The 19278-nt window shown below is 63.9% G+C and carries 14 protein-coding genes; 1 reads left to right on the top strand and 13 read right to left on the bottom strand.

Annotated elements, in window-relative coordinates:
• Positions 1-11 precede the first annotated feature (11 nt).
• Complete coding sequence (locus TU79_RS20940) at positions 12-686, bottom strand: hypothetical protein (protein ID WP_057009785.1); 675 nt, start codon at positions 684-686, stop codon at positions 12-14.
• Positions 687-780: 94 nt separating this feature from the next.
• Here TU79_RS20940 and TU79_RS20945 point away from each other — a divergent pair, with 94 nt between their 5' ends.
• Entirely contained in the window at positions 781-1545 is a 765-nt protein-coding gene (locus TU79_RS20945) for a pyrroline-5-carboxylate reductase family protein (protein WP_057009786.1), read from the top strand.
• Positions 1546-1558: 13 nt separating this feature from the next.
• On the opposite strand, the gene TU79_RS20950 is transcribed toward TU79_RS20945, so the two are convergent.
• The 12 genes from TU79_RS20950 to treZ form a co-directional block, all read right to left on the bottom strand.
• On the bottom strand, positions 1559-2704 hold the full coding sequence (locus TU79_RS20950) for a sensor histidine kinase (protein ID WP_057009787.1): 1146 nt from the start codon (positions 2702-2704) through the stop codon (positions 1559-1561).
• An 80-nt stretch (positions 2705-2784) separates the two neighbouring features.
• Positions 2785-4278 carry a methyl-accepting chemotaxis protein gene (locus tag TU79_RS20955; RefSeq protein ID WP_057009788.1) on the bottom strand — a complete coding sequence of 498 codons (1494 nt, stop codon included), beginning with the start codon at positions 4276-4278 and terminating at the stop codon, positions 2785-2787.
• Positions 4279-4450: 172 nt separating this feature from the next.
• Positions 4451-6610: a TonB-dependent siderophore receptor gene (locus tag TU79_RS20960; protein ID WP_057009789.1), complete on the bottom strand. Its 2160-nt coding sequence runs from the start codon at positions 6608-6610 to the stop codon at positions 4451-4453.
• A gap of 189 nt (positions 6611-6799) precedes the next feature.
• Positions 6800-7561 (bottom strand): PIG-L deacetylase family protein, encoded by a 762-nt coding sequence (locus tag TU79_RS20965; RefSeq protein ID WP_057009790.1) that lies wholly within the window; start codon positions 7559-7561, stop codon positions 6800-6802.
• Positions 7562-7751: 190 nt separating this feature from the next.
• Complete coding sequence (locus TU79_RS20970; RefSeq protein ID WP_057009791.1) at positions 7752-8351, bottom strand: SAM-dependent methyltransferase; 600 nt, start codon at positions 8349-8351, stop codon at positions 7752-7754.
• Positions 8348-9106 (bottom strand): PIG-L deacetylase family protein, encoded by a 759-nt coding sequence (locus tag TU79_RS20975; protein WP_057009792.1) that lies wholly within the window; start codon positions 9104-9106, stop codon positions 8348-8350. The genes TU79_RS20970 and TU79_RS20975 overlap by 4 nt, the downstream gene beginning before the upstream one ends.
• On the bottom strand, positions 9103-10101 hold the full coding sequence (locus tag TU79_RS20980) for an acyl-CoA dehydrogenase family protein (protein WP_057009793.1): 999 nt from the start codon (positions 10099-10101) through the stop codon (positions 9103-9105). Before TU79_RS20980 ends, TU79_RS20975 begins: the two co-directional genes overlap by 4 nt.
• A 1-nt stretch (position 10102) precedes the next feature.
• On the bottom strand, positions 10103-12262 hold the full coding sequence (glgX, locus tag TU79_RS20985; protein ID WP_057009794.1) for a glycogen debranching protein GlgX: 2160 nt from the start codon (positions 12260-12262) through the stop codon (positions 10103-10105).
• A 119-nt stretch (positions 12263-12381) separates the two neighbouring features.
• Positions 12382-12663 (bottom strand): DUF2934 domain-containing protein, encoded by a 282-nt coding sequence (locus tag TU79_RS20990; protein ID WP_057009795.1) that lies wholly within the window; start codon positions 12661-12663, stop codon positions 12382-12384.
• 23 nt (positions 12664-12686) lie between these two features.
• On the bottom strand, positions 12687-15437 hold the full coding sequence (locus TU79_RS20995; RefSeq protein WP_057009796.1) for a malto-oligosyltrehalose synthase: 2751 nt from the start codon (positions 15435-15437) through the stop codon (positions 12687-12689).
• A complete protein-coding gene (gene malQ / locus TU79_RS21000; protein ID WP_057009797.1) occupies positions 15434-17518 on the bottom strand; it encodes a 4-alpha-glucanotransferase in 2085 nt (694 codons plus the stop codon). Before malQ ends, TU79_RS20995 begins: the two co-directional genes overlap by 4 nt.
• Positions 17515-19260, bottom strand: coding sequence for a malto-oligosyltrehalose trehalohydrolase (treZ, locus tag TU79_RS21005; protein WP_057009798.1), 1746 nt, complete (start codon positions 19258-19260; stop codon positions 17515-17517). Before treZ ends, malQ begins: the two co-directional genes overlap by 4 nt.
• Positions 19261-19278 lie beyond the last annotated feature (18 nt).

Raw genomic sequence — 19278 nt, forward strand, 5'->3', positions numbered from 1 at the left:
AAACTTCCTTGTCAGTCAAACAGCCGAGCGTTGAGGTCAGGGCGATAGACCTGTAAAAGCGGTGCGGTCACGGTACCTTGCAGCGAGCAGAACACAGTGGTATGTCCCGTGAGCGGCGGTGTCGCGTCGCCCTTGTCGACCATGAACACGCGGTCTACGAAACCAAACGGCGTGGCGACGCCTGGGCCGGTCAAGCCTTCGGTGCGCCATTGACCGATCGGGTCACCGACGCGGCGAATTTCGGCGCGGGCAATGGCGTTGCCCTCACTGACAAAGCGTGCGTTATCGACAATCAGCGGCTTGAGTTTTTCGGCCACCTCTTGCGGCAGGCCATCGGCTACGAAACCCCAGAACAGAAAGTTGCCGACGTCGTTCATGGTTTGGGCCTGGTTGTAGTAGCCGATCATAGGCACGCCGTTGACGATCAGGGGCTTTTCGAAGCGTTGATAGGTGCCACCTTCCTGCAACGGGTTCATGATGGTCGGCGCCTTGACCGAGCCGTACTGACTCAGGCGCAAGGTATCTGCCGGCAGGCGGGCGTCGCGCAGGCTCTCGAAGAAATGCGCATCGCAGCGAGAGAACTCGGTCAGGAGCTGTTCGGGCGTGGTGACGGTCTGAGCCTGGGCGGCATTACAGGCAGCGGCGACGGCGAGCAAAGCAACGCCGGAAAAAACGGATCGGAACATTTGAAATCATCCGTGAAGTAGGAACAAAAACTGTCGGCTTGTCAGTCGCGAACTTTAGCAAAACGAGACTGCGAAAAAAAAACGGAGCAATCACATGCTGAACATCGGAATACTAGGCGTCGGCGAGCTCACCGAGAAAGTCGTGCTGGGCCTGCGCCGCAGTGGCTTCACCGGGCAAATCCTGCTGTCTCCACGCAACCATGAACGTGCCCAAACGCTAGGCAATCGTTGTGCCTGCGAAGTGATGCTCGACAATCAAGCCGTCGTCGATGGGGCGGACCTGCTGTTCCTCGGCGTGCGGCCCGATGCGGTCGCGCAACTTGCCGCGCAGGTGCAGCTCAAGCCTCGGCAGACGCTGGTCTCGCTGGTCGCCGGCTTGACCCTCGGTGACCTCTCCGACCACTTTCCCTCAGCACGCCCGGTGCGGGCGATGCTGTCGTATGCGGCGCAGATCAACCAGTCCACGGTGGTGATCAGCCCGGGTGGCGAGCCTCATGAATCGGTACTCGGCGCGCTCGGGCAATTGGTGGTGCTGGACGATGAGCCCGAGTTCGAGCTGGCCACGGTCGCGGCCTGCATGAACGGCTGGTTCTATTTCCTTATGCATGACCTTCAGCAGTGGTTTACCGCCAGGGGGTTGTCCGAAGAGAAGGCACAGCAACTGGTGATGGGTAATCTGCAGGATTGCCTGGCCAGTGCGCGTCACCAACCCGACATCAGCGTGAAAGCGCTGGGCGAAGCCATTGCAACGCCGGGCACCTTTACCCGTGCGGGGCTGGAGGTGCTCAAAGAGCAGGGCGCAACACAAGCCTGGGCTCAGGCATGTGATGAGGTGTTGTTGCGTTTGAAGGCCCGTTGATTGTCACGCGGCGTCAGGCAACGTTGGAGGCGTCTTTATTAAGCGCGATCTTCACCCGAAACACCGTGCCCTGGTCCGCGTCGGAGCTGACCTCAATCGAGCCACCATGTGAGGCCACGACTTCCGACGCGATAAACAGGCCCAACCCCAAGCCTTCCGTGGGGCCGTGATCAATCGCCGTGCGCTGGGAGAAGCGGCCCATCGGGTTGAAGATGAACGGCAGCACATCCTCGGGTATCGCCTCGCCACGGTTGTGCACCGAGAACACCGCGCAGTCCTCTTCAATCTTCAGCTGGACCTTGATAGGCCGAGCGGTGTCGCCATGTTGCACCGCGTTGCTGATGATGTTCGAGAAGACCTGTTCCATCCGCGCGCCATCGAACCGCCCGGCAACCGGTGACGGTGTTTCGAGCACGATTCTCGCCTCGGGATGAAACGCCTGGATTTCCTCGACCACGCGCGCGCAGAGCGGTGCGAGGTCGACCGCAGCGGTTCTGACCGGAATGCCCGGTCCCATCTGGCAGCGGGTCAGGTCAAGCAGGTCGCCGACAATCTGGCTCGCGCGGCGCACGCTGGTGTAAATCTGATTGGCGACTTTGGTCGAGCGGGCACCGGCGCCTTCCGTGCGCCTGAGGACGTCGGCGCCCAGCATGATTGCGCCAAGCGGGGTACGCAGGTCGTGACCGAGAATGCCCAGGAACACGTTGCGCGAGGCCTCGACCGCGCGCGAGTAACTGGCGATGGACTCGGCAAGTGCTTGATCGATGGCTTCGTGGAAGCGGGTCATGTCGTCGACGTTGATCGGCGTGCCATCCTTGACCTGGCGCATCCACTGGCTGACCACACTGGTTCTGAGGGCACGGTATTCCGAGACCATCTGGTCAATGGTGAAACCGGCCATCAGCCGCGTGATGGCGTGGGTTTCGGCGGCGGTTTCTTGCTCATCCACCGGGCCATGCCCCTGGGCCTTGGCCGTTTGCTCGCGGCGGGTCTGGCGGGTGCGCAGGTCCGTCACGATGGCTCGCAGCATTTGTTCGGCATGGTCGCGCAGCTCGATGCTGTCGAGCTCGACGCCCGGCGTCTTGATGGTTCTGGCGAAGTCTTCCCAGGCCTGCAGAATCGGCTCGAGGTTTTCGAGGATGAAATCGGGCAGGCGCATGTCTTGAATCCTGGTGGGAGGCAATGCAGAGCCGCGCAGAGTAACCCATGTGGGAGGGGCTTGCTCCCACAGGTTGATCGTCAGGGGTGAAACCTGCGTCCCAACGCATCCAGGCGCACGGCAATCGGCGGCAGGCGCTCGCTGCTGCGGGCCAGGGTTTCCACGTCGTCGGCGGTGCTTTGCGCGATGCTCTGTACCGACTGCAGCCGCCCGACAATCTCAAGGTTCGCCGAGGACTGGTCGCGGGTGGTGCTGACGATGCGTCCGTTGAGCGCGTCGATCTGCGCGATGTCCTGACCCACAGTCTGCAGCATTTCGACGGCCAGCCGGCTGTCTTCCACGCAGCGTTCCACGCCTTCGCGGCTGTCGTGCATGGCGGCGACGGCCTCGCGGCTGCCGTGTTGCAGGCCTTCGATGATGGTCTTGATTTCCTGGGTGGAGAGCGCAGTGCGCTGGGCCAGGCTGCGCACTTCATCGGCCACCACCGCAAAGCCGCGGCCTTGCTCGCCGGCGCGGGCGGCTTCGATGGCGGCGTTGAGGGCGAGCAGGTTGGTCTGGTTGGCGATGCTGCTGATCACCTCCAGCACCGAGCCGATCTGTTCGGCCTGGGCGGCCAGGGACTGGACGGTGGATTCGGTGCCGTTGATGTGGGACGCCAGTTGGTTGATCTCATGGCGGGCGCGGCTGACGCTTTCCTGGCCACGCACAATCTGACGGCTGGCTTGGCCTGCGTGCTCCACGGCCTGTTCTACCTGTACCGTGATGTGGCCCATGGCGTCTTCCATGCGCTGCATCGAACCGGTCATCTCGGTGATCTCGGCCAACTGATGCCGAGCGCCTTTTTCCAGGGTGCCGCTGGCGCTGGCCAGCTCCTGGCCGAGTTCGCCCAGGCCTTGTGAATCGCGGGCGACGCCGTCGATCAGGTGGGTGAGCTGTTGCAGGAAGTGGTCGAACCGCTTGGCCAGGGACACATGCACCTTGCCTTCGGTGTGCGCGCTTTCGGCGGTGAACTGAGAGGTCACCGCGAGCATCTTCTCGAGCATTTCCTGGCTTTCGACCGCTTCAGCCTGGCTGTGCACCGCGAGGTAGAGCAGCGCAATCGTTTCCATGACCACATAGAACGCGTGCACGAAGACCATCGTCCAGCCGCCATGATGCTCCATCACGAACACCGGGAAGCCCTGATGCTGCAAGGCATGGAACACCACGTGATGCACGGCGATGGTCGCCGCGGCCACCAGGATCGGCAGCCAGTCACGGTAGAAGGTCAGGACGGCCAGCAGCGCGAAAATCCCGAAGTGCGATTCGATCACGCCCTGCGCCTGATTGATGTGCAGCGCGGCCATCACCATCAGGCCGGCGCCCAAGGCGCAGCGCATCCATCGGCTGCCACCGATCGCGCGGTACAGCGCGGTGAGCACCAACGCGGTGCCGCCGCCGACCGCCAGCGCCTGTAGCAGGGTGTCATGCCAGAACGCCAGACCCAGGGAAAACAGAAACATCAGCCAGATAAGCGCCAGCATGATGCGGTCGGCCTTGCGGTAGTGCTCCAAAAAGGGGCTGGGGACGGGCATTCACGTTTACTCCTTGTGGTTTAGCCAGGAACAAAGCAGGGGGCGTGCCATTACAGGCCGCGTGCTGAGTGAAGCAGGTCGTTGTTTTTTTGCGCTTCAGGGCCGTTATCGGCAAGCCCGCGCGGGACTTTAAGCCAGCAACGGCTGCCCGGGCGGGCAGCCGAAGGAGAGGTCAGAAGCTGTACTTGGCAGTCAGCATCATATTGCGGGGTGCGCCATAGGAATCGCCGCCATAGTCGACGGAGTTGGCGATGGTCTCGTAGTACGTGCGGTCGAAGATATTGTTGGCGTTGAGCTGCAGGTCCAGGTGCTGATTGACCTGGTAGCCGGCCATCAGGTCAGTGACGGCATAGGCGCCCTGTTTGAGCCGGTAGCGGCTGCCATCCGCCACCGTGAGGTCGTTGTACATGCGGCTCTGCCAGGAGATGTTGCCGCCCACGCGCAGTTTTTCCAACGGGCCCTGGAAGTTGTAGCGCGTGGTGAGCTTGAACAGGTGTTCCGGGGTGTCAGTGTCGAATTGCTTGTTTACGCTCTGCGGTTTGGACTGGTCCTTGATGACATGGGTGCGCGCGTAGGTGTAGCCACCGCCGACCTGCCAGTGTTCGGTGAGGGCGCCTTGCAGTTCGAAGTCGATACCCTGGCTGCGAATCTCGCCCGACGCCTCGGCGCAGGAGGCCTGCGGGCAGTTCTGCACCACCACGTCGACGGCGCGGTTCTGCTGGTCGACACGGAACAGCGCCACGCTGGCATTCAGCGCGCCACCCAGGTATTCACCCTTGATGCCCACCTCGTAGTTCTTGCCGACGATGGGCCTGACCGGGGTGCCGGCGGTGTCCTTGGCCGTCTGCGGGGTGAAGATGTCGCTGTAGCTGGCGTACACCGAATGATGATCGTCCAGGTCGTAGATCAGGCCGGCGTAGCGGGTGAGGTTGCGGGTAACCTTGTAATCGCCGTCGCCATCGTGGTTGTCGTAGTCGTACCAGTCCAGACGGGCGCCAAGGATCAGCTTCAACGGGTCGGCCAGGCTCAGGCGAGTGGTCACGTAGACACCGTCCTGGGTGGTGACTTCACGGCCGTTGGCGGTGTGGACGAAGTCCGGCTTGCCCGCTGTGAGCGGCCAGTTCATGTCGTACGGCGAGTAGCTGTAGGTGGTCAGGTCGTAGACGCGACGGCTGGCGCCCACCACCAGCTCATGGCTGCGCCCCAGCGCCTGAAAGGGACCGCTGACAAAGGCGTCGAGGCCCGCCTGGTTTTCATCCGCGGCAGACTGGTACACGGTGCGGGCCAGGGTGTTGTTGGTCCAACGGGACTGGTAGGAGCCGGAAAACAGGGCGTTCTGCTCGGCGTAGTTGGCGTTGACCTGCAGTTTCCAGTCGTTGGCCAGTTGCTGGCGCAATTCGGTAAAGACCGTGTTGATCTCCTGGTCCTTGTTCTCCCAACGTGTACCGGGGTTGTAGGCGCGCGACAGGTTCAAGTGGTGACCGTCCTGGCCTACCATCGACGAGCCCCAGAAGTAGTTGGTCTTGTCTTTCTGGTTGGAGAAACCCAAGGTCAGGCTGGTGTTTTCACTGAGGTCCGCTTCGGTGACCGCATAGAACAACCCGTGATAATCCCCGACATTGTCGATAAAGCTGTTGGCATCGCGGTAGGAGGTGACCACCCGGCCACGCCAGGTGCCACTGTCATTGAGCGGGCTGGAGGCGTCCAGCTCGCCACGGTAGTTGTCCCAGGTGCCGGCTGCGCCGGTGAGGGTGACCTTCTGCTCATCCAGTGGCCGCTTGCGGATCAGGTTGATGGCGGCCGAGGGGTTCCCCGCGCCGGTGACCAGGCCCGTAGCGCCACGCACCACCTCGACGCGGTCGAACATCGCCAGGTTCGGCTGGGCACCCACGTTGACACCGTTGTAGCCGCTCGGGATGCCGTCGTACATCAGGTTGTCGATGTCGAAGCCGCGCGCGGTATACGACTGCCGGCCAGGGCCGTTGGAGAAGTTGAGGAACAAGCCCGGCGTGGCGGCGACCACATCATTGATGCTGGTCATCGCCTGGTCGTCCATGCGTTGACGCGTGACAACGGTAACGGCCTGCGGCGTTTCACGCAGGGTCAGGGGCAACTTGGTCGCGGTTTTCATCGCGCCGGTGGTGTAGGACTGTGTGCCCTCGGTGGTTTCGCCCAGCTGCCCCTCGCCGGAGACTTGCGTGGCGCCCAGCTCGATAGGGCCGGAGGAGGGCGCGACCTCGGCGGCAAAGGCCGCGTGCGAGCTGGCAAGACAAATGGCCAATGCCATTAAACTGGGTGCAAAAATGGTGTTGCCTTGATGTTGCACAGACATGGAACAAACTCTCCCCGATGTGCCTTCCCTGGCGAATACTAAAACTGTTGATAATTATTCGCATCAGTGTGACAGAAGGTGTCCTGGCAAAAAAGCCTTTACGGAGAATTGGTTAACGAATTTTTCACATGCCGGGTGATGGGTAAACCGTCTGGGGCGAGGGCACACACCTCGCCTTCAGTCAGGGCGCTAGACGAACACAATCTCGAACGGTTCGCGCATGCGTTCGAGCAGGTCATGGGCAAGCATCGGCGGCAGGCCGATGGCGGGGTCGCCGGCCAGTTGGCTGGCGAAGGCATGGGCTGCGTGCAGCTTGCGTGCAACGTTCCAGCTGTCCAGGCGCACCTTGCGTGCACGCAGCCAGGGAATCGTCGAGCCTTCGCGCACCGGGCTGTGCCACGCCCATACCGGCAATTCGTACAGATGGGCGCCCACCAGATTGCAGGCCGTCGCGCAGGCACGCCCGACCGCCTCATGATCGGCCGTGCCGTCGTGGCGCCAGGTGGTGAACGCCACGTCACCGGGTTGCAGATAACGCGCGATAAATTGGCTCACAGCGTGTTCATCAACGGCCAGGCCGCCGTCACGGAAACCGCCGCGTATCCATTTAAGGCTGTGCAGCGGCATGCCCAGGCGGCGCAACGCTTCCACGCTTTCCTGTGGCCGCACCACGCTCAAGCGGCTGGCCGGCCACACCCGTGAGCCCGGATGGCTGGCACTGCCGTCGGTGATCGAGATCAGTTGCAACGGATGTTCCAGCACGCTCAGGCGCTGCAATAGACCACCGCAGGCCAGCACTTCATCCCCCGGATGCGGCGCAACCACTACCACGCGCGCACCTGGCGGCACCAATGAACTGGGGTGAATGGTGGGGATCTGCGCCAGTTGCGGCGCACTGTTCCAGACTTGCGCAGGACCACGGCGGCCGTCACGCAGGGAAGCGGGATTCATGGGTGACACATCCTTGTCGATTGAGCTCGGTCGCCACCGCGTGCAGCGCGACACCAGGGTAACCGCCGCAGACTCCGTTGCGGCGAGTGCCGGGCGTTCCAACCCTGGAATGCCCGGCGGGCGTTGTCAGCATAGACAATGATCTGGAATTGTCACATGGCTGAACGACGATTCTTCGCAGCAACCGTTATCAGCGCAGGCCTTCATGGGCGGCGACCGAGGTGCCGTCGCGGCTCCACAGGTCGAGCAAAAAGTCCGCTTCGTGGTGCATCAGCACGCGCGGCATGGCCAGACGCTGGTCGAGCAGGGCGTGCACCTGCTCGGCGGTCTGCGGGCAGCCGTCAATGGCCGGGCGCCAGTGGCAGGCCAGCAGTTGCCCGTTGGCGGTGAGCGATCCGAGTGCGCAGTCGATGAGGCGGGAAAGGTCATCGGCGTCCAGGTAGTAACACCATTCGCTCAATACAATCAGCTCGAACCGGTCCTCGGGCCATTCCTGCGGCAGCCGGTTTTGCCGCACCTGCGCATGGGCGAAGTCCAGCAGCCGGGTTTTCGCCAGGGCCACCGCCGCCGAAGCCGCGTCGCAGCACAACAGCCGGTCACAACGCGGCGCCAGTGCGGCGCTCAACTCGCCATTGGCACAGCCGGGCTCGAAGATCGAGGCGTAGTGCGGGCGCGGTAACACCGCCAGGGTCAGCGCGCGTTTGCGCTGCTCGTACCAGCGCTGGCGGAAGGCCCAAGGGTCGTCGTTGCCGTCGAATAATTGGTCGAAGTAGGGCGTTGCGACACTCATACAAACACCACTTCAAACGGTTGCAGCAACCGTTCGACCACATAGGGCGCCAGGACTGGCGGCAGGCCGATCTGCGGGTCACCTTCCAGTTGGCTGGCAAACGCATGGATCGCGTGACGCTTGCGGGCCACCGCTTCGGGACTCAACGGGATCTTGCGCGCACGGTGCCACGGCACCTGACTGTCTTCCGGGGTTGCCCAGTGCCAAGTCCACACCGGCAGTTCGTACAGCGTTGCGCCGACGTTCTCGGCAGCCGTGGCGCTGGCGCGGCCGACCGCTTCATGGTCGCAATGCCCGTCTTCGCGCCAGGTGGTGAACACCACGTCATCAGGCTTGAGGTAGCGCTGGATAAAAGCCACCAACTGCGCTTCGCCGGCCGCGACCTTGCTGTCGGTAAAGCCTGCACGCAGCCATTTCAGGCTGTGCAGGGGCACACCCAGGCGGTGCAGGGCCTGGGCCGACTCTTGCGGGCGCACCACACTCAAGCGCTCCACCGGCCAGCGCTGCGAACCCGGATGACTGGCGCTGCCGTCCGTGACCGAAATCAGCTGGATCGGCCGGCCCAGCGCCGCCAGGCCTTGCAGCAGGCCGCCCGTGCCGAGCACTTCATCGTCCGGGTGCGGCGCGATGATTACGGCGCGATGACCTTCGGGCACCAGTTGTTCGACGCTTATTTGCGGCAATCCGGCCATGTGGGGTGAGTTCTGCCACTGGTGCAACGGCGTGCCCTGGCCGACGATCGGGTTGGGTTTCATAATTGCCAACTCCCCGATGGCTCGCCCGCCACCAGCTCGCCCAGCGCGGCGAGGTCACGTTCGGCATGGCTTTGGCGCACGTACACCGGCAGGTCCGCCATCAACTGGGCGAAATGCGGATCCTTGCAATACGGCCCGGCACCGACAGCACGCCCGACATGGTGGATCACCTGCTCGGTCATGTCCTCGATGCTGGCGCGTGTCTGCTGCGCCAGCAGGCGCGCGTCGGCCAGAGGCGCCTGGTCGATTTGCCCGGCACTGGCGCGCAGCACACAGGCGGCGCTGTTCAACGCACTGTCGACTGCACCCAGGTGCGCCAGGGCATGGGGTTCCGGACGCTTGCCGCACTGCTCGCGCAGCACTTCGGCCAGACGCTGCGCGCCGCCGTACCAGCACGCGGCAATACCGATGCCGCCATGCCAGAAGCCCGGCCGCGCCAGATAATCCCCAGGTTGGCCGATGGCAATGCCCCAGGCCTCATTGAAAACCACCTCGACGCTGCCGGTCGCCGCCATGCCCACCGCGTTCCAGCCCTGATCCGTCACCGTGACGCCAGGCTGGTGCATCTCCACCGCCACCAGTTGCTGGCGATCCTCTTCATCCCAGGCGGTGAGCAAGCCATGGCTGACCACCGCCGCGCCCGAGCACCAGGCCTTGCGCCCCTCCAGCAGCAGGCGCTGACCCGCCTTGCGCACGCGCACTTTCGCGTAGGGCGGTTCGGCGGCCCACATGCCCCAGATACTGCCCAACGGCGGCAGTGGGCAGCGCAGCTCCTTGATGATCGCCAACGCGTCGGTATGGCCCTCGAATAACTTGCACAGGCGCAGATCGTGCCCGGCCACCTGCGCCAGGCGGCTGAACCGTTCCAGAGTCTGCCCGCTGCCGGGCAGCGGGAGTTGATCGAGTCCTTCTTCCTGAAGCGCCTTCAGGGCGTCACCCAGGGCCTGCGTGTCCGCATACCCCCGGTAGCCACGAAGGAATCCGTGCAAAGCCATCTCACACCTCATCGTCTCGCTGAAGTTCGAACAATAGCAGCGAGCGGCCCGTCACGGCATATTCATGTTCAAAGTCGAAGCGTTCCTGACCGCGCACCGCCGGTTCGTTGGTGTCGAGCAAGCAGGTCCAGAACTGACCTTCAGGCACGTGGGGCAGGCGGAAATTGACCAGGTCGTGGTGAGCGTTCACCACCAGCAGCAAGGTCGCATCGGCGCCGGCCCGACGAATCCCGGTTTCCTGCGCGCGGCCATCCATCAGCATGCCCAGGCATCGACCGTTGGCGTCCTGCCATTGTTCGGTGCTCATTTCATTGCCATCCGGCGCCAGCCAGGTCACGTCCTTGACGCCGATGTCTTCGTTGTAGTCGCCCACCAGGAAACGCCCGCGACGCAGGATCGGGTAGGCCAGACGCAGTTTGATCAGGCGCTTGACGAATTTGAGCAGGGCCTTGCCGTCTTCGTCCAGGTCCCAGTTGACCCAACCGATTTCGCTGTCCTGGCAGTAGGCGTTGTTGTTGCCGTGCTGGGTGCGGGCGAATTCATCGCCGGCAACGATCATCGGCGTGCCTTGGGCCAGCAGCAGGGTAGCGAAGAAATTGCGCATCTGGCGCAGGCGCAGCGCGTTGATTTCCGGGTCTTCGGTCGGGCCTTCGACGCCATGGTTCCAGGACAGGTTGTTGTTGCTGCCGTCCTGATTGTTCTCGTCGTTGGCTTCGTTGTGCTTGTCGTTGTACGACACCAGGTCGTGCAGGGTGAAACCGTCATGGGCCGTGATGAAGTTCACCGAGCTGTAAGGCCGGCGACCCCGGTGATTGAACATCTCGCCCGAGGCGGTCATGCGCCCGGCAAAGTCGGCCAACTGCGCGTCGTCACCTTTCCAGAAGGCGCGCACAGTGTCGCGGAAACGGTCATTCCATTCCACCCAGCCCGGCGGGAAATTGCCCACCTGATAGCCACCGGGGCCGCAGTCCCAGGGTTCAGCGATCATTTTCAGCTGGCGCAGCACCGGGTCCTGACGGCAGGCGACGAGGAAACTGTGGCGCTCATCGAAGCCGTCGCGGTAGCGGCCGAGAATGGTCGCCAGGTCGAATCGGAAGCCGTCGACGTGCATCTCGGTGGCCCAGTAACGCAGCGAGTCGGTGACCATCTGCAGCACGCACGGGTGGCTCAGGTCCAGGGTGTTGCCGGTGCCGGAGTCGTTGATGTAATAGCGCTTGTCGTCGGGCATCAGGCGGTAGTAGGAGGCGTTGTCGATACCGCGCATCGACAGGGTAGGCCCGCGCTCGTTGCCCTCGGCGGTGTGGTTGTAGACCACGTCGAGGATCACTTCGAGCTTCTGCTCGTGCAGGTGCGCAACCATTTCCTTGAACTCGGCGATCTTGCCGCTGGCCAGGTAGCGCGGGTCGGGGGCGAAAAACGCGATGCTGTTGTAGCCCCAGTAGTTGGTCATGCCTTTTTCCAGCAGGTGCTGGTCATTGACGAAGGCATGCACGGGCAACAGCTCCACCGACGAGACGCCCAACTGGCGAATGTGCTTGAGCACATCGTCTTCCATCAGGCCGGCGCAGGTGCCGCGTACTGACTCCTCGACCGAGGGGTGACGCATGCTGATGCCGCGCAGATGGGTTTCATAAATGATCGTACGGTCCCACGGCACCCGCACCGGCTGGTCGTTGCCCCAGGTGTGCGCCGGGTCGATGACCTTGCACTTGGGCACGAACGGTGCGCTGTCGCGTTCGTCAAAGCTGAGGTCATCGTCCGGATGGCCGATGGTGTAGCCAAACAGCGCCTCGGACCACTTCAATTCACCCACGAGCTGTTTGGCGTAGGGGTCGATCAGCAGTTTGTTGTGGTTGAAGCGATGACCGTTGGCCGGGTCGTAAGCACCGTACACGCGATAGCCGTAGATCAGCCCGGGATGGGCGTCGGGCAGGTAACCGTGGAAAATTTCGTCGGTGTATTCGGGCAGCTCGATGCGCTCAATTTCCACTTCGCCGCTGTCGTCGAACAGGCACAGCTCCACCTTGGTGGCATTGGCCGAGAACAGCGCAAAGTTAACGCCCAGGCCATCCCAGGTGGCGCCAAGCGGGAAGGGCAAACCTTCACGGATCCTCGACGGCTCATGGCTCTGCGTCGGAGGGTTTTTGTCGGGCTTGCTCATGGTGTTGCTCCTGCAAAGGTGTTTTTCAGGCCGAACGCGGCCGTACTGACGATAATTCAGCTGACTGTCTGGAAGGTAAAAACACCGCTTGCCGACCGTGTCGACAAGCGGTGTGGAGGTCAAGGCTTTGGTTTTTTCGGTGCCGGCGGCTTTTTCGCAGCCGGTGCGGCCGGTTTGCCGGCAGCGGACGGTGACGGCTTGGGCTTGGGCGCAGCTTTAGGCGCGGCCTTGGGCCCGGCTTTGGGTTTGTCCGCAGGCTTGGACTTGCTCGGCGTCAACGCCTCGGCTTCAGCCAGCTTGCGCGCCATCTCCCAGTGACGTGCATCTTCACCGTGGGGCTTGCCTTCGGACTCCCAGATCTGATGCGCCAATTCGCGAATGCGTTTGTCTTCACTACTCATCACACGCTCCTCACAGAAAATGTTCAGCTTTCTTGAATATCAGGATTGATAAAGACATTGACCGGGAAATCCCCCAGGGCAGTGCTGATCAACAGCTCCTTGTCTGGTGTGACTGCGCCTGTATGAAAAAGTCCCTTCCAGTTTTGCGTTGGCGCGTTGAACGGTAATTTCACCCGTGTATCGCCCCAAACCTGCGCAGTGATGGTGGGATGCACACCGTTTTCAAGCAGGCGCTGCGGCCAGCGTGGCACCACCACCAGCACCTGTGTTCCGGCGTGCTCGCGGCAGAATGCAACCACGTGGGCGGCGTGTTGCCCGACCACTTCCAGCGGCGTGTAGCTGCCGCTGCGGAACACCTCGGGATGGGCCTCGCGCAAGGCCAGCACCTGGGCGATCAACGCTTGCTTGATCCGTCCGTCACGCCAGTGGAACAGCAGCTCGCCAGGGTCCGGCGACGCGTCCAGCGCCTGTTGCCGTGCACTGAAATCCACCGGGCGACGGTTGTCCGGGTCCACCAGACTGAAATCCCAGAACTCGGTGCCCTGGTACAGGTCCGGCACACCCGGCACGGTGACGCGAAGCAAGGTTTGCGCCAGACCATTCAAGGCGCCGGCCGGTGCGATGGCCTGAGCGGCGTTGCCGATGGCCTCGCGCAATGCGCGGCCTTCCTCGCTGAGCAACAGGCGCGAGAGGAACGCTTCCACGCCTTGTTCGTAAGCTTCGTTGGGCGCGCTCCAGCTGCTCTGCAACTTGGCTTCGCGCAGGGCCTTCTGCTGCCATTGCCACAGGCGCTGCTGGTAGTCGCTAAAGTCCGCGCCCATGTCCAGCGGCCAACTGCCCAGCAGCACCTGGTACAGAATCAGCTCATCGCCGGCGCTGGGGATGTCGGCATCGCTGCGCAAGGGCGCGGCGAGGGTGCGCCAGTGCTCCACCTGCTCGACATACCACGGCGCGCACTCGCTGAGCACCGCCAGGCGCGCGCGGGTATCTTCGCCGCGCTTGTGGTCGTGGGTGGCGGTGACCAGCAGGTTATCCGGGAAGGCCTGCAGGCGCTGTTGGTTGACCGCGTGGAATGCCTCCACCGGCGCGCTGAACTGCTCGGTGCTGAAGCCCACATCGTTGCGCGACAGCAGCACCACCGAGCGATAGAACGCGGTGTCTTCCACGGCCTTGGCGGCGGCCGGCGAGGTCAATTGCTGGAAACGCACGCAGGCATGCTTGAGGATCTTGCGTTCGCGGCCCACCGGGCGATTGCGCCACGGCTGGCCACCGAGCCACTGCTCGAGGTGCTCGAGCACCGGCCAATCGTTTTCGTTCAAGGTGCTGCGCGCACCGTCCATGGCCTGCTGGAAGATTTTGTCGTCGGCGGCGCTGCGGCCACGGGCACTGATATAGGTGCGGTACACCGGGAAATGCACGATCAGTTCCTGCAAGGCCCGGCGAATGGCGCCCAGGGTCAGGTCACGGGTCATCACGTCGTCGCGGGCCACTTGCAGCAGCGCCTGGGCCACGCTTTCGAAGTCGCCGCCCAGCGAGCCATTGAGGATCTGCTGGCGCGCCAGCCGGGCTTCCTCGATAAACGCCGAAGGCCGCTCGCTGTGACGCGTCCACAGCTCGGCCAGCGGTGCAAAGCCTTGCGGGTCGTGTTGCAGCAGCGACAGTTGGTTCATGAATTCGTAGCCGGTGGTGCCGTCCACTTGCCAGTCTTCGCGCAGGGTTTCGCCGTCGCCGAGGATCTTCTCGACAAAGATCGGCAAGTGCCGGTCCGGCGCCAGCGAGTCGACGCGGCGACGCAGTTTGCGGCAGTAGCCGCGCGGGTCGGCCAGGCCGTCGATGTGGTCGATGCGCAGGCCATCCACCAGCCCTTCGCTGATCAGCTCGAAAATCTTGCCATGGGTGGCTTCGAACACCGCTGTGCGCTCCACCCGCAGGCCGCCCAGCTCGTTGACGTCGAAGAAGCGACGCCAGTTGATATCGTCCGCCGCCGTGCGCCAGCTGGCCAGGCGATAAGCCTGCTGTTCGAGCAACTGGTGCAGGCGCTTGAAGCCCTCCGGTTGACGGCTGTCGAACGCGGCCAGGCGCTGCTCGATGGCCGGCAGCACCTCGGTGGCCCGCTCGGCCAGGGCCTGCTTGAGCCAGGCGGCTTCGGCGTAGGCGTCGTCCTGATGGGCGAGGGCGCGGAAACGCTCGGCGAGCGGTTTGAGTGGCTCGTCATTGCCCAGGATCATCGCGTAGTCGCGCGGGCAGATCGGGAAGCGGTGCTCGTAATGCTCGACGTGGAACGCACCGTGCTCGGCGTCAAACAGCAACTTCAGGGTGCCGGTCTGCAGGGCTTCGCCGTAGTCGCTGCCCAGAAACGGCATCAGCAGCTGGCCCTTGAGCAGCGGGTCCGGCGAGTGCCACTGGATGTCGAAAAATTCGCTGTAGGGGCTCAGGCGGCCCCATTCCAGCAGGTCCAGCCACCAGGGGTTATCGGCACCGCCAACGGCCATATGGTTGGAGACGATATCGAGGATCAGCCCCATGTCGTGCTCGCGCAGCGCCGCGACCAGCCGGCGCAGGGCCGCTTCGCCACCCAGTTCCGGGTTGACACTGGTGGGGTCGACCACATCGTAGCCGTGCATGGAACCGGCGCGCGCGCTCAGCAGTGGCGAGGCGTACAGGTGGCTGATGCCCAGCCGGGCGAAATACGGCACCAGCGGCACCGCGTCATCGAGGGTAAAACCTTTGTGAAATTGCAGGCGCTGGGTCGCGCGCAGGGGCAGTGCTTTCATCGGTCACGCTCATAGGCTTGGTTGCGCGCGACGGCCAGCAGCTCGAGGCGACGCGCGGCGCCGGCGTTGTCGAGCAGGCTCGCGGCCTCGCCCGGCAGGCGCCGGCGCCAATTGGGATGGGTATCGGTGGTGCCGGGCAGGTTGGGTTGTTCTTCGAGGCCCAGCGCATCTTCCAGGGGCAGCAACACCAATGGCGCTCGGGTGTGCCCCAGGTAGCGCACGCTGGCGTCGATCATGTGGTCGGTTTCGTTGCGGATCTCGTCGACGAAGTTCTGCGGGTCCTGGCTCAAGGCCTGGCGCAGCGCCTGGCGTTCACGCAGGCGATGCTCGCTCCATTGCTCCACGGTGGGCGCGTCGATCAGGCCGAGCTGGACGTTCCAGTCGATATCGCGGCTGTGCCACCAACCGTTGAGGGTCGGCAGGTCGTGGGTGCTGGTGGTCGCCAGGGCGTTGTCCGGCCAGTCGAGAATCGGCGTGAACTGACCTTCATGGTTCTGTTCGAACAACAGCACGCGCATGCCAAGGATGGAGCGACTGCTGAGTTTTTCCCGCAGACCGTCGGGCACGGTGCCGAGGTCTTCGCCCAGCACGATGGCCTGGTGGCGGTGCGACTCCAGCGCCAGCAGGCGCAGCATGTCGTCCACCGGGAAATACAGGTAAGCGCCCTCGCGCGGCGAGGCGTCCATGGGGATCACCCACAGGCGTTGCAGGCCCATCACGTGGTCGATGCGCAGGCCGCCGGCATGGGCGAAGTTGGCGCGCAGCATCTCGATGAAGGCGCGAAAGCCATTGCGCTTGAGGCCTTCGGGGGAGAACGCGGAGATACCCCAGCCCTGGCCGGCACGGTTGAGAATATCCGGCGGCGCGCCCACGGTGAGGTCGGCGAGCAGCTCATCCTGGCGGCTCCAGGCCTGGCTGCCGCCGCCGTCGGCGCCCACGGCCAGGTCGGCGATCAGGCCGACGCCCATGCCGCTGCCGCGTGCAGCCTGTTGCGCACGTGCCAGGCAGCGCGCGATCAGCCACTGGCTGAAGGCGTAGAAGCCGATTTCGTCACGGTTGTCCTCGGCAAATTGCGCCAGTGCCGGGCTCTGCGGCGTGCGCCAATCCTCGGGCCAGTGGCGCCAGTCGAGGTCTTCCCCGGCAGCGGCGCGCATCGCTTGTACGGCTTCGAAGCGGCAGTGGTTTTCCAGGGCTTCGCCACCGGCCTGGCGAAAGCTCAGGAAGTCGGCGTGCTGCGGGTGATGGCCGTGGCGAAAGTCTTCATACAGGGCGCGCAGCAGGCGTTGTTTGGCCTTGGCGGCGGCCGGCCAGTCAATCAGGGTTTCCTGTTCGAGGCGGTGCAGTTCTTCGTCCAGGCCCAGGGCCTCAATGGCGTCACGCACTTCACGTTCGCCGAGGATGCTGGCGGGCGAGGCGTAAAGGCTGTTGAGAAACAAGCGGCTGGACGGCGAGTAGGGGCTGTAGCTGCCGGTGTTGGCGCTGAACATCGCGTGCATCGGGCTGATCGCCAACGCATCGGCGCCGCGTTCGGCAGCGGCGCGCACGAGGTTTTCCAGGGCCAGGGTGTCGCCGAAACCGCCATCGCCGAGGCGCCGCAGCGAATACAGCTGGGCACTGAGGCCCCAGGCGCGGGCAGGGTGGGAGTCGACTGCTTCGGCCACGCTGTAGCAATGGCGGGGCGCCACGGCGAGGGTGAACTGCTGGTCGGCGATATGCACCTGGTGATACCCCAGGGCGACTACTCCCGGCAGCACCGCGCTGCCGTCCAGGCGCAGTTCCAGACTCTCACCCTGTTCCAGGTTCACGCGGCAGGGCGTGTCAGGCGTAAAGAAACGCGCCAGGTCAAGGCCGTCGCCGCTTTCGACGGTGAGCAGAGGGGGCAGGTGTTTATCGTTTTGCGCCTGTTCCAGTTCATGCAGGCTGGCGTCGATCTCGGCATCGTTGCCGGCCGGGTGACCGAGGCCTTTCAACACGGCACGCAGGGCATCGGCGCTCACGCGTTGCGGGCGGCCATTTGCGTCGATCCACTCGACGGCCAGGCCCGCGCGGCTGGCGAGGATTTCCAGGTTCGCTTCGCTCAAGGGTGCTCTCCAACAGGGGATAAGGTGACGCGCGCGCTGCAGGGCGGCAGTTGCGCATCCTGGCTGGCCGGCGTTTGAAAAATAACCGGGCCTGACGTCGCGCAGTCCCGCGCCGTGGTGCCCAGGTTCAGGTCGATCTGCAAGGTGCTGCCATCGCCCAGACGCCAGCGCGCACTGACGGCGGCGTCGCCCAGCACCTGCGCGCCCAGGGCAACGGCGCCGGGCAGGTGCGGCACGATGTGCCGGTGGCGCAGGCTCAGCAGGTGGCGATACAGCTCGGCCTGTTCGTTGTCGGCAAAGCTGGGGGTCGACTGCGTGAAGGTCGCCAGCGCATTTGGGTCGGGAATGCGTGCGCGCCGCTCGGGGTCGTGGAAGGCGGCGAAGTCGGCAAATTCGTTGCGCCGGCCTTCGCGCACGGCTTCGGCCAGGTCGCCATGGTGGTCGGTAAAGAACAGGAATGGTTCGCTGGCGTTGACTTCGTCGCCCATGAACATCAGCGGAATCATCGGCGACAACAGCAGCAGCGCTGTGGCCGCTTCGAGCGCCTGGGGCGAGCAGAGCTGGTGCAGGCGCTCGCCCAGGGCGCGATTGCCGATCTGATCGTGGTTCTGCAAGAACGCGACGAAGGCGGTGGGTGGCAGATGCGCGCTGGGCTCGCCACGGGCATGGCCGTGGCGCGTGGTGTGCCCTTGATAGATAAAGCCTTCGCCCAGACAACGCGCGAGTTTGGCGGTCGGGTCCTGGGCAAAGTCGCTGTAGTAGGCGTCGGTTTCACCGGTGAGCAACACGTGCAGCACATTGTGGAAATCGTCATTCCACTGCGCATCGAAATCCTGTTGCAGCAGGCTGGCCTGGTTCAGCTCGTTTTCCAGCATGAGCCACACGTGACGCCCGGTATCCACCTGCTGACGCACGCGATGTGCCAGTTCCTGCAGGAAGCCGGGGTTGTCGATGGCGTGCACCGCATCCAGGCGCAAGCCGTCGAAACGGTACTCCAGCAGCCACATCAGCGCGTTATCGAGGAAGAAGTCCCGCACTTCGCGGCGATTGAAGTCGATGCCCGCGCCCCATGGGGTGTGCACCTCCTCCTGGAAGAAGCCTGCCGCGTATTGCCCGAGGTAGTTGCCGTCCGGCCCGAAGTGGTTGTAAACCACATCGAGGATCACCGCCAGGCCGTGTTCGTGGGCGCTGTCGATCAAGTGCTTGAGCTGCTCGGGGGAGCCGTAGGAGGATTGCGGCGCGTACGGCAGAACCCCGTCGTAGCCCCAATTGCGCTCGCCGGGAAATTGCGCCAAAGGCATCAGTTCGATGGCGGTGACCCCCAGCGCGGCAAGGCGCGGCAGGTGCTGCTCAACCGCAGCGTAGCCGCCCAGCGCGCCCACGTGCAGTTCGTAGATCACCGCCTCGTGCCAGGGGCGGCCCTGCCACTGGCTGTGTCGCCACTCATAGGCGAGCGGGTCGACCACCAGGCTCCAACCGTGGACATCGTCGGCCTGCGCCCTTGCAGCGGGGTCGGGGACGTCCATCTCCCCATCGATGTTGAAGCGATAGCGTGTGCCCGCAGGGCACGCCACTTCTGTCTCGAACCAGCCATTTGCCTGAGGCAGCATGGCGATGGATTTACCGTGTTCCAATTCAACGCTGACATAAAACGCGTCTGGCGCCCACAGGGCAAAACGCGTGTGTTGCGCGTCCAGCATGATTGCGCCGTGGGGCCAGGTTTCCAGAGTCCGTAACGGCATCTACAAAAACCTCCCTTT

Origin of the sequence: Pseudomonas trivialis (genome assembly GCF_001439805.1) — a bacterium.
Lineage (GTDB): Bacteria > Pseudomonadota > Gammaproteobacteria > Pseudomonadales > Pseudomonadaceae > Aquipseudomonas > Aquipseudomonas trivialis.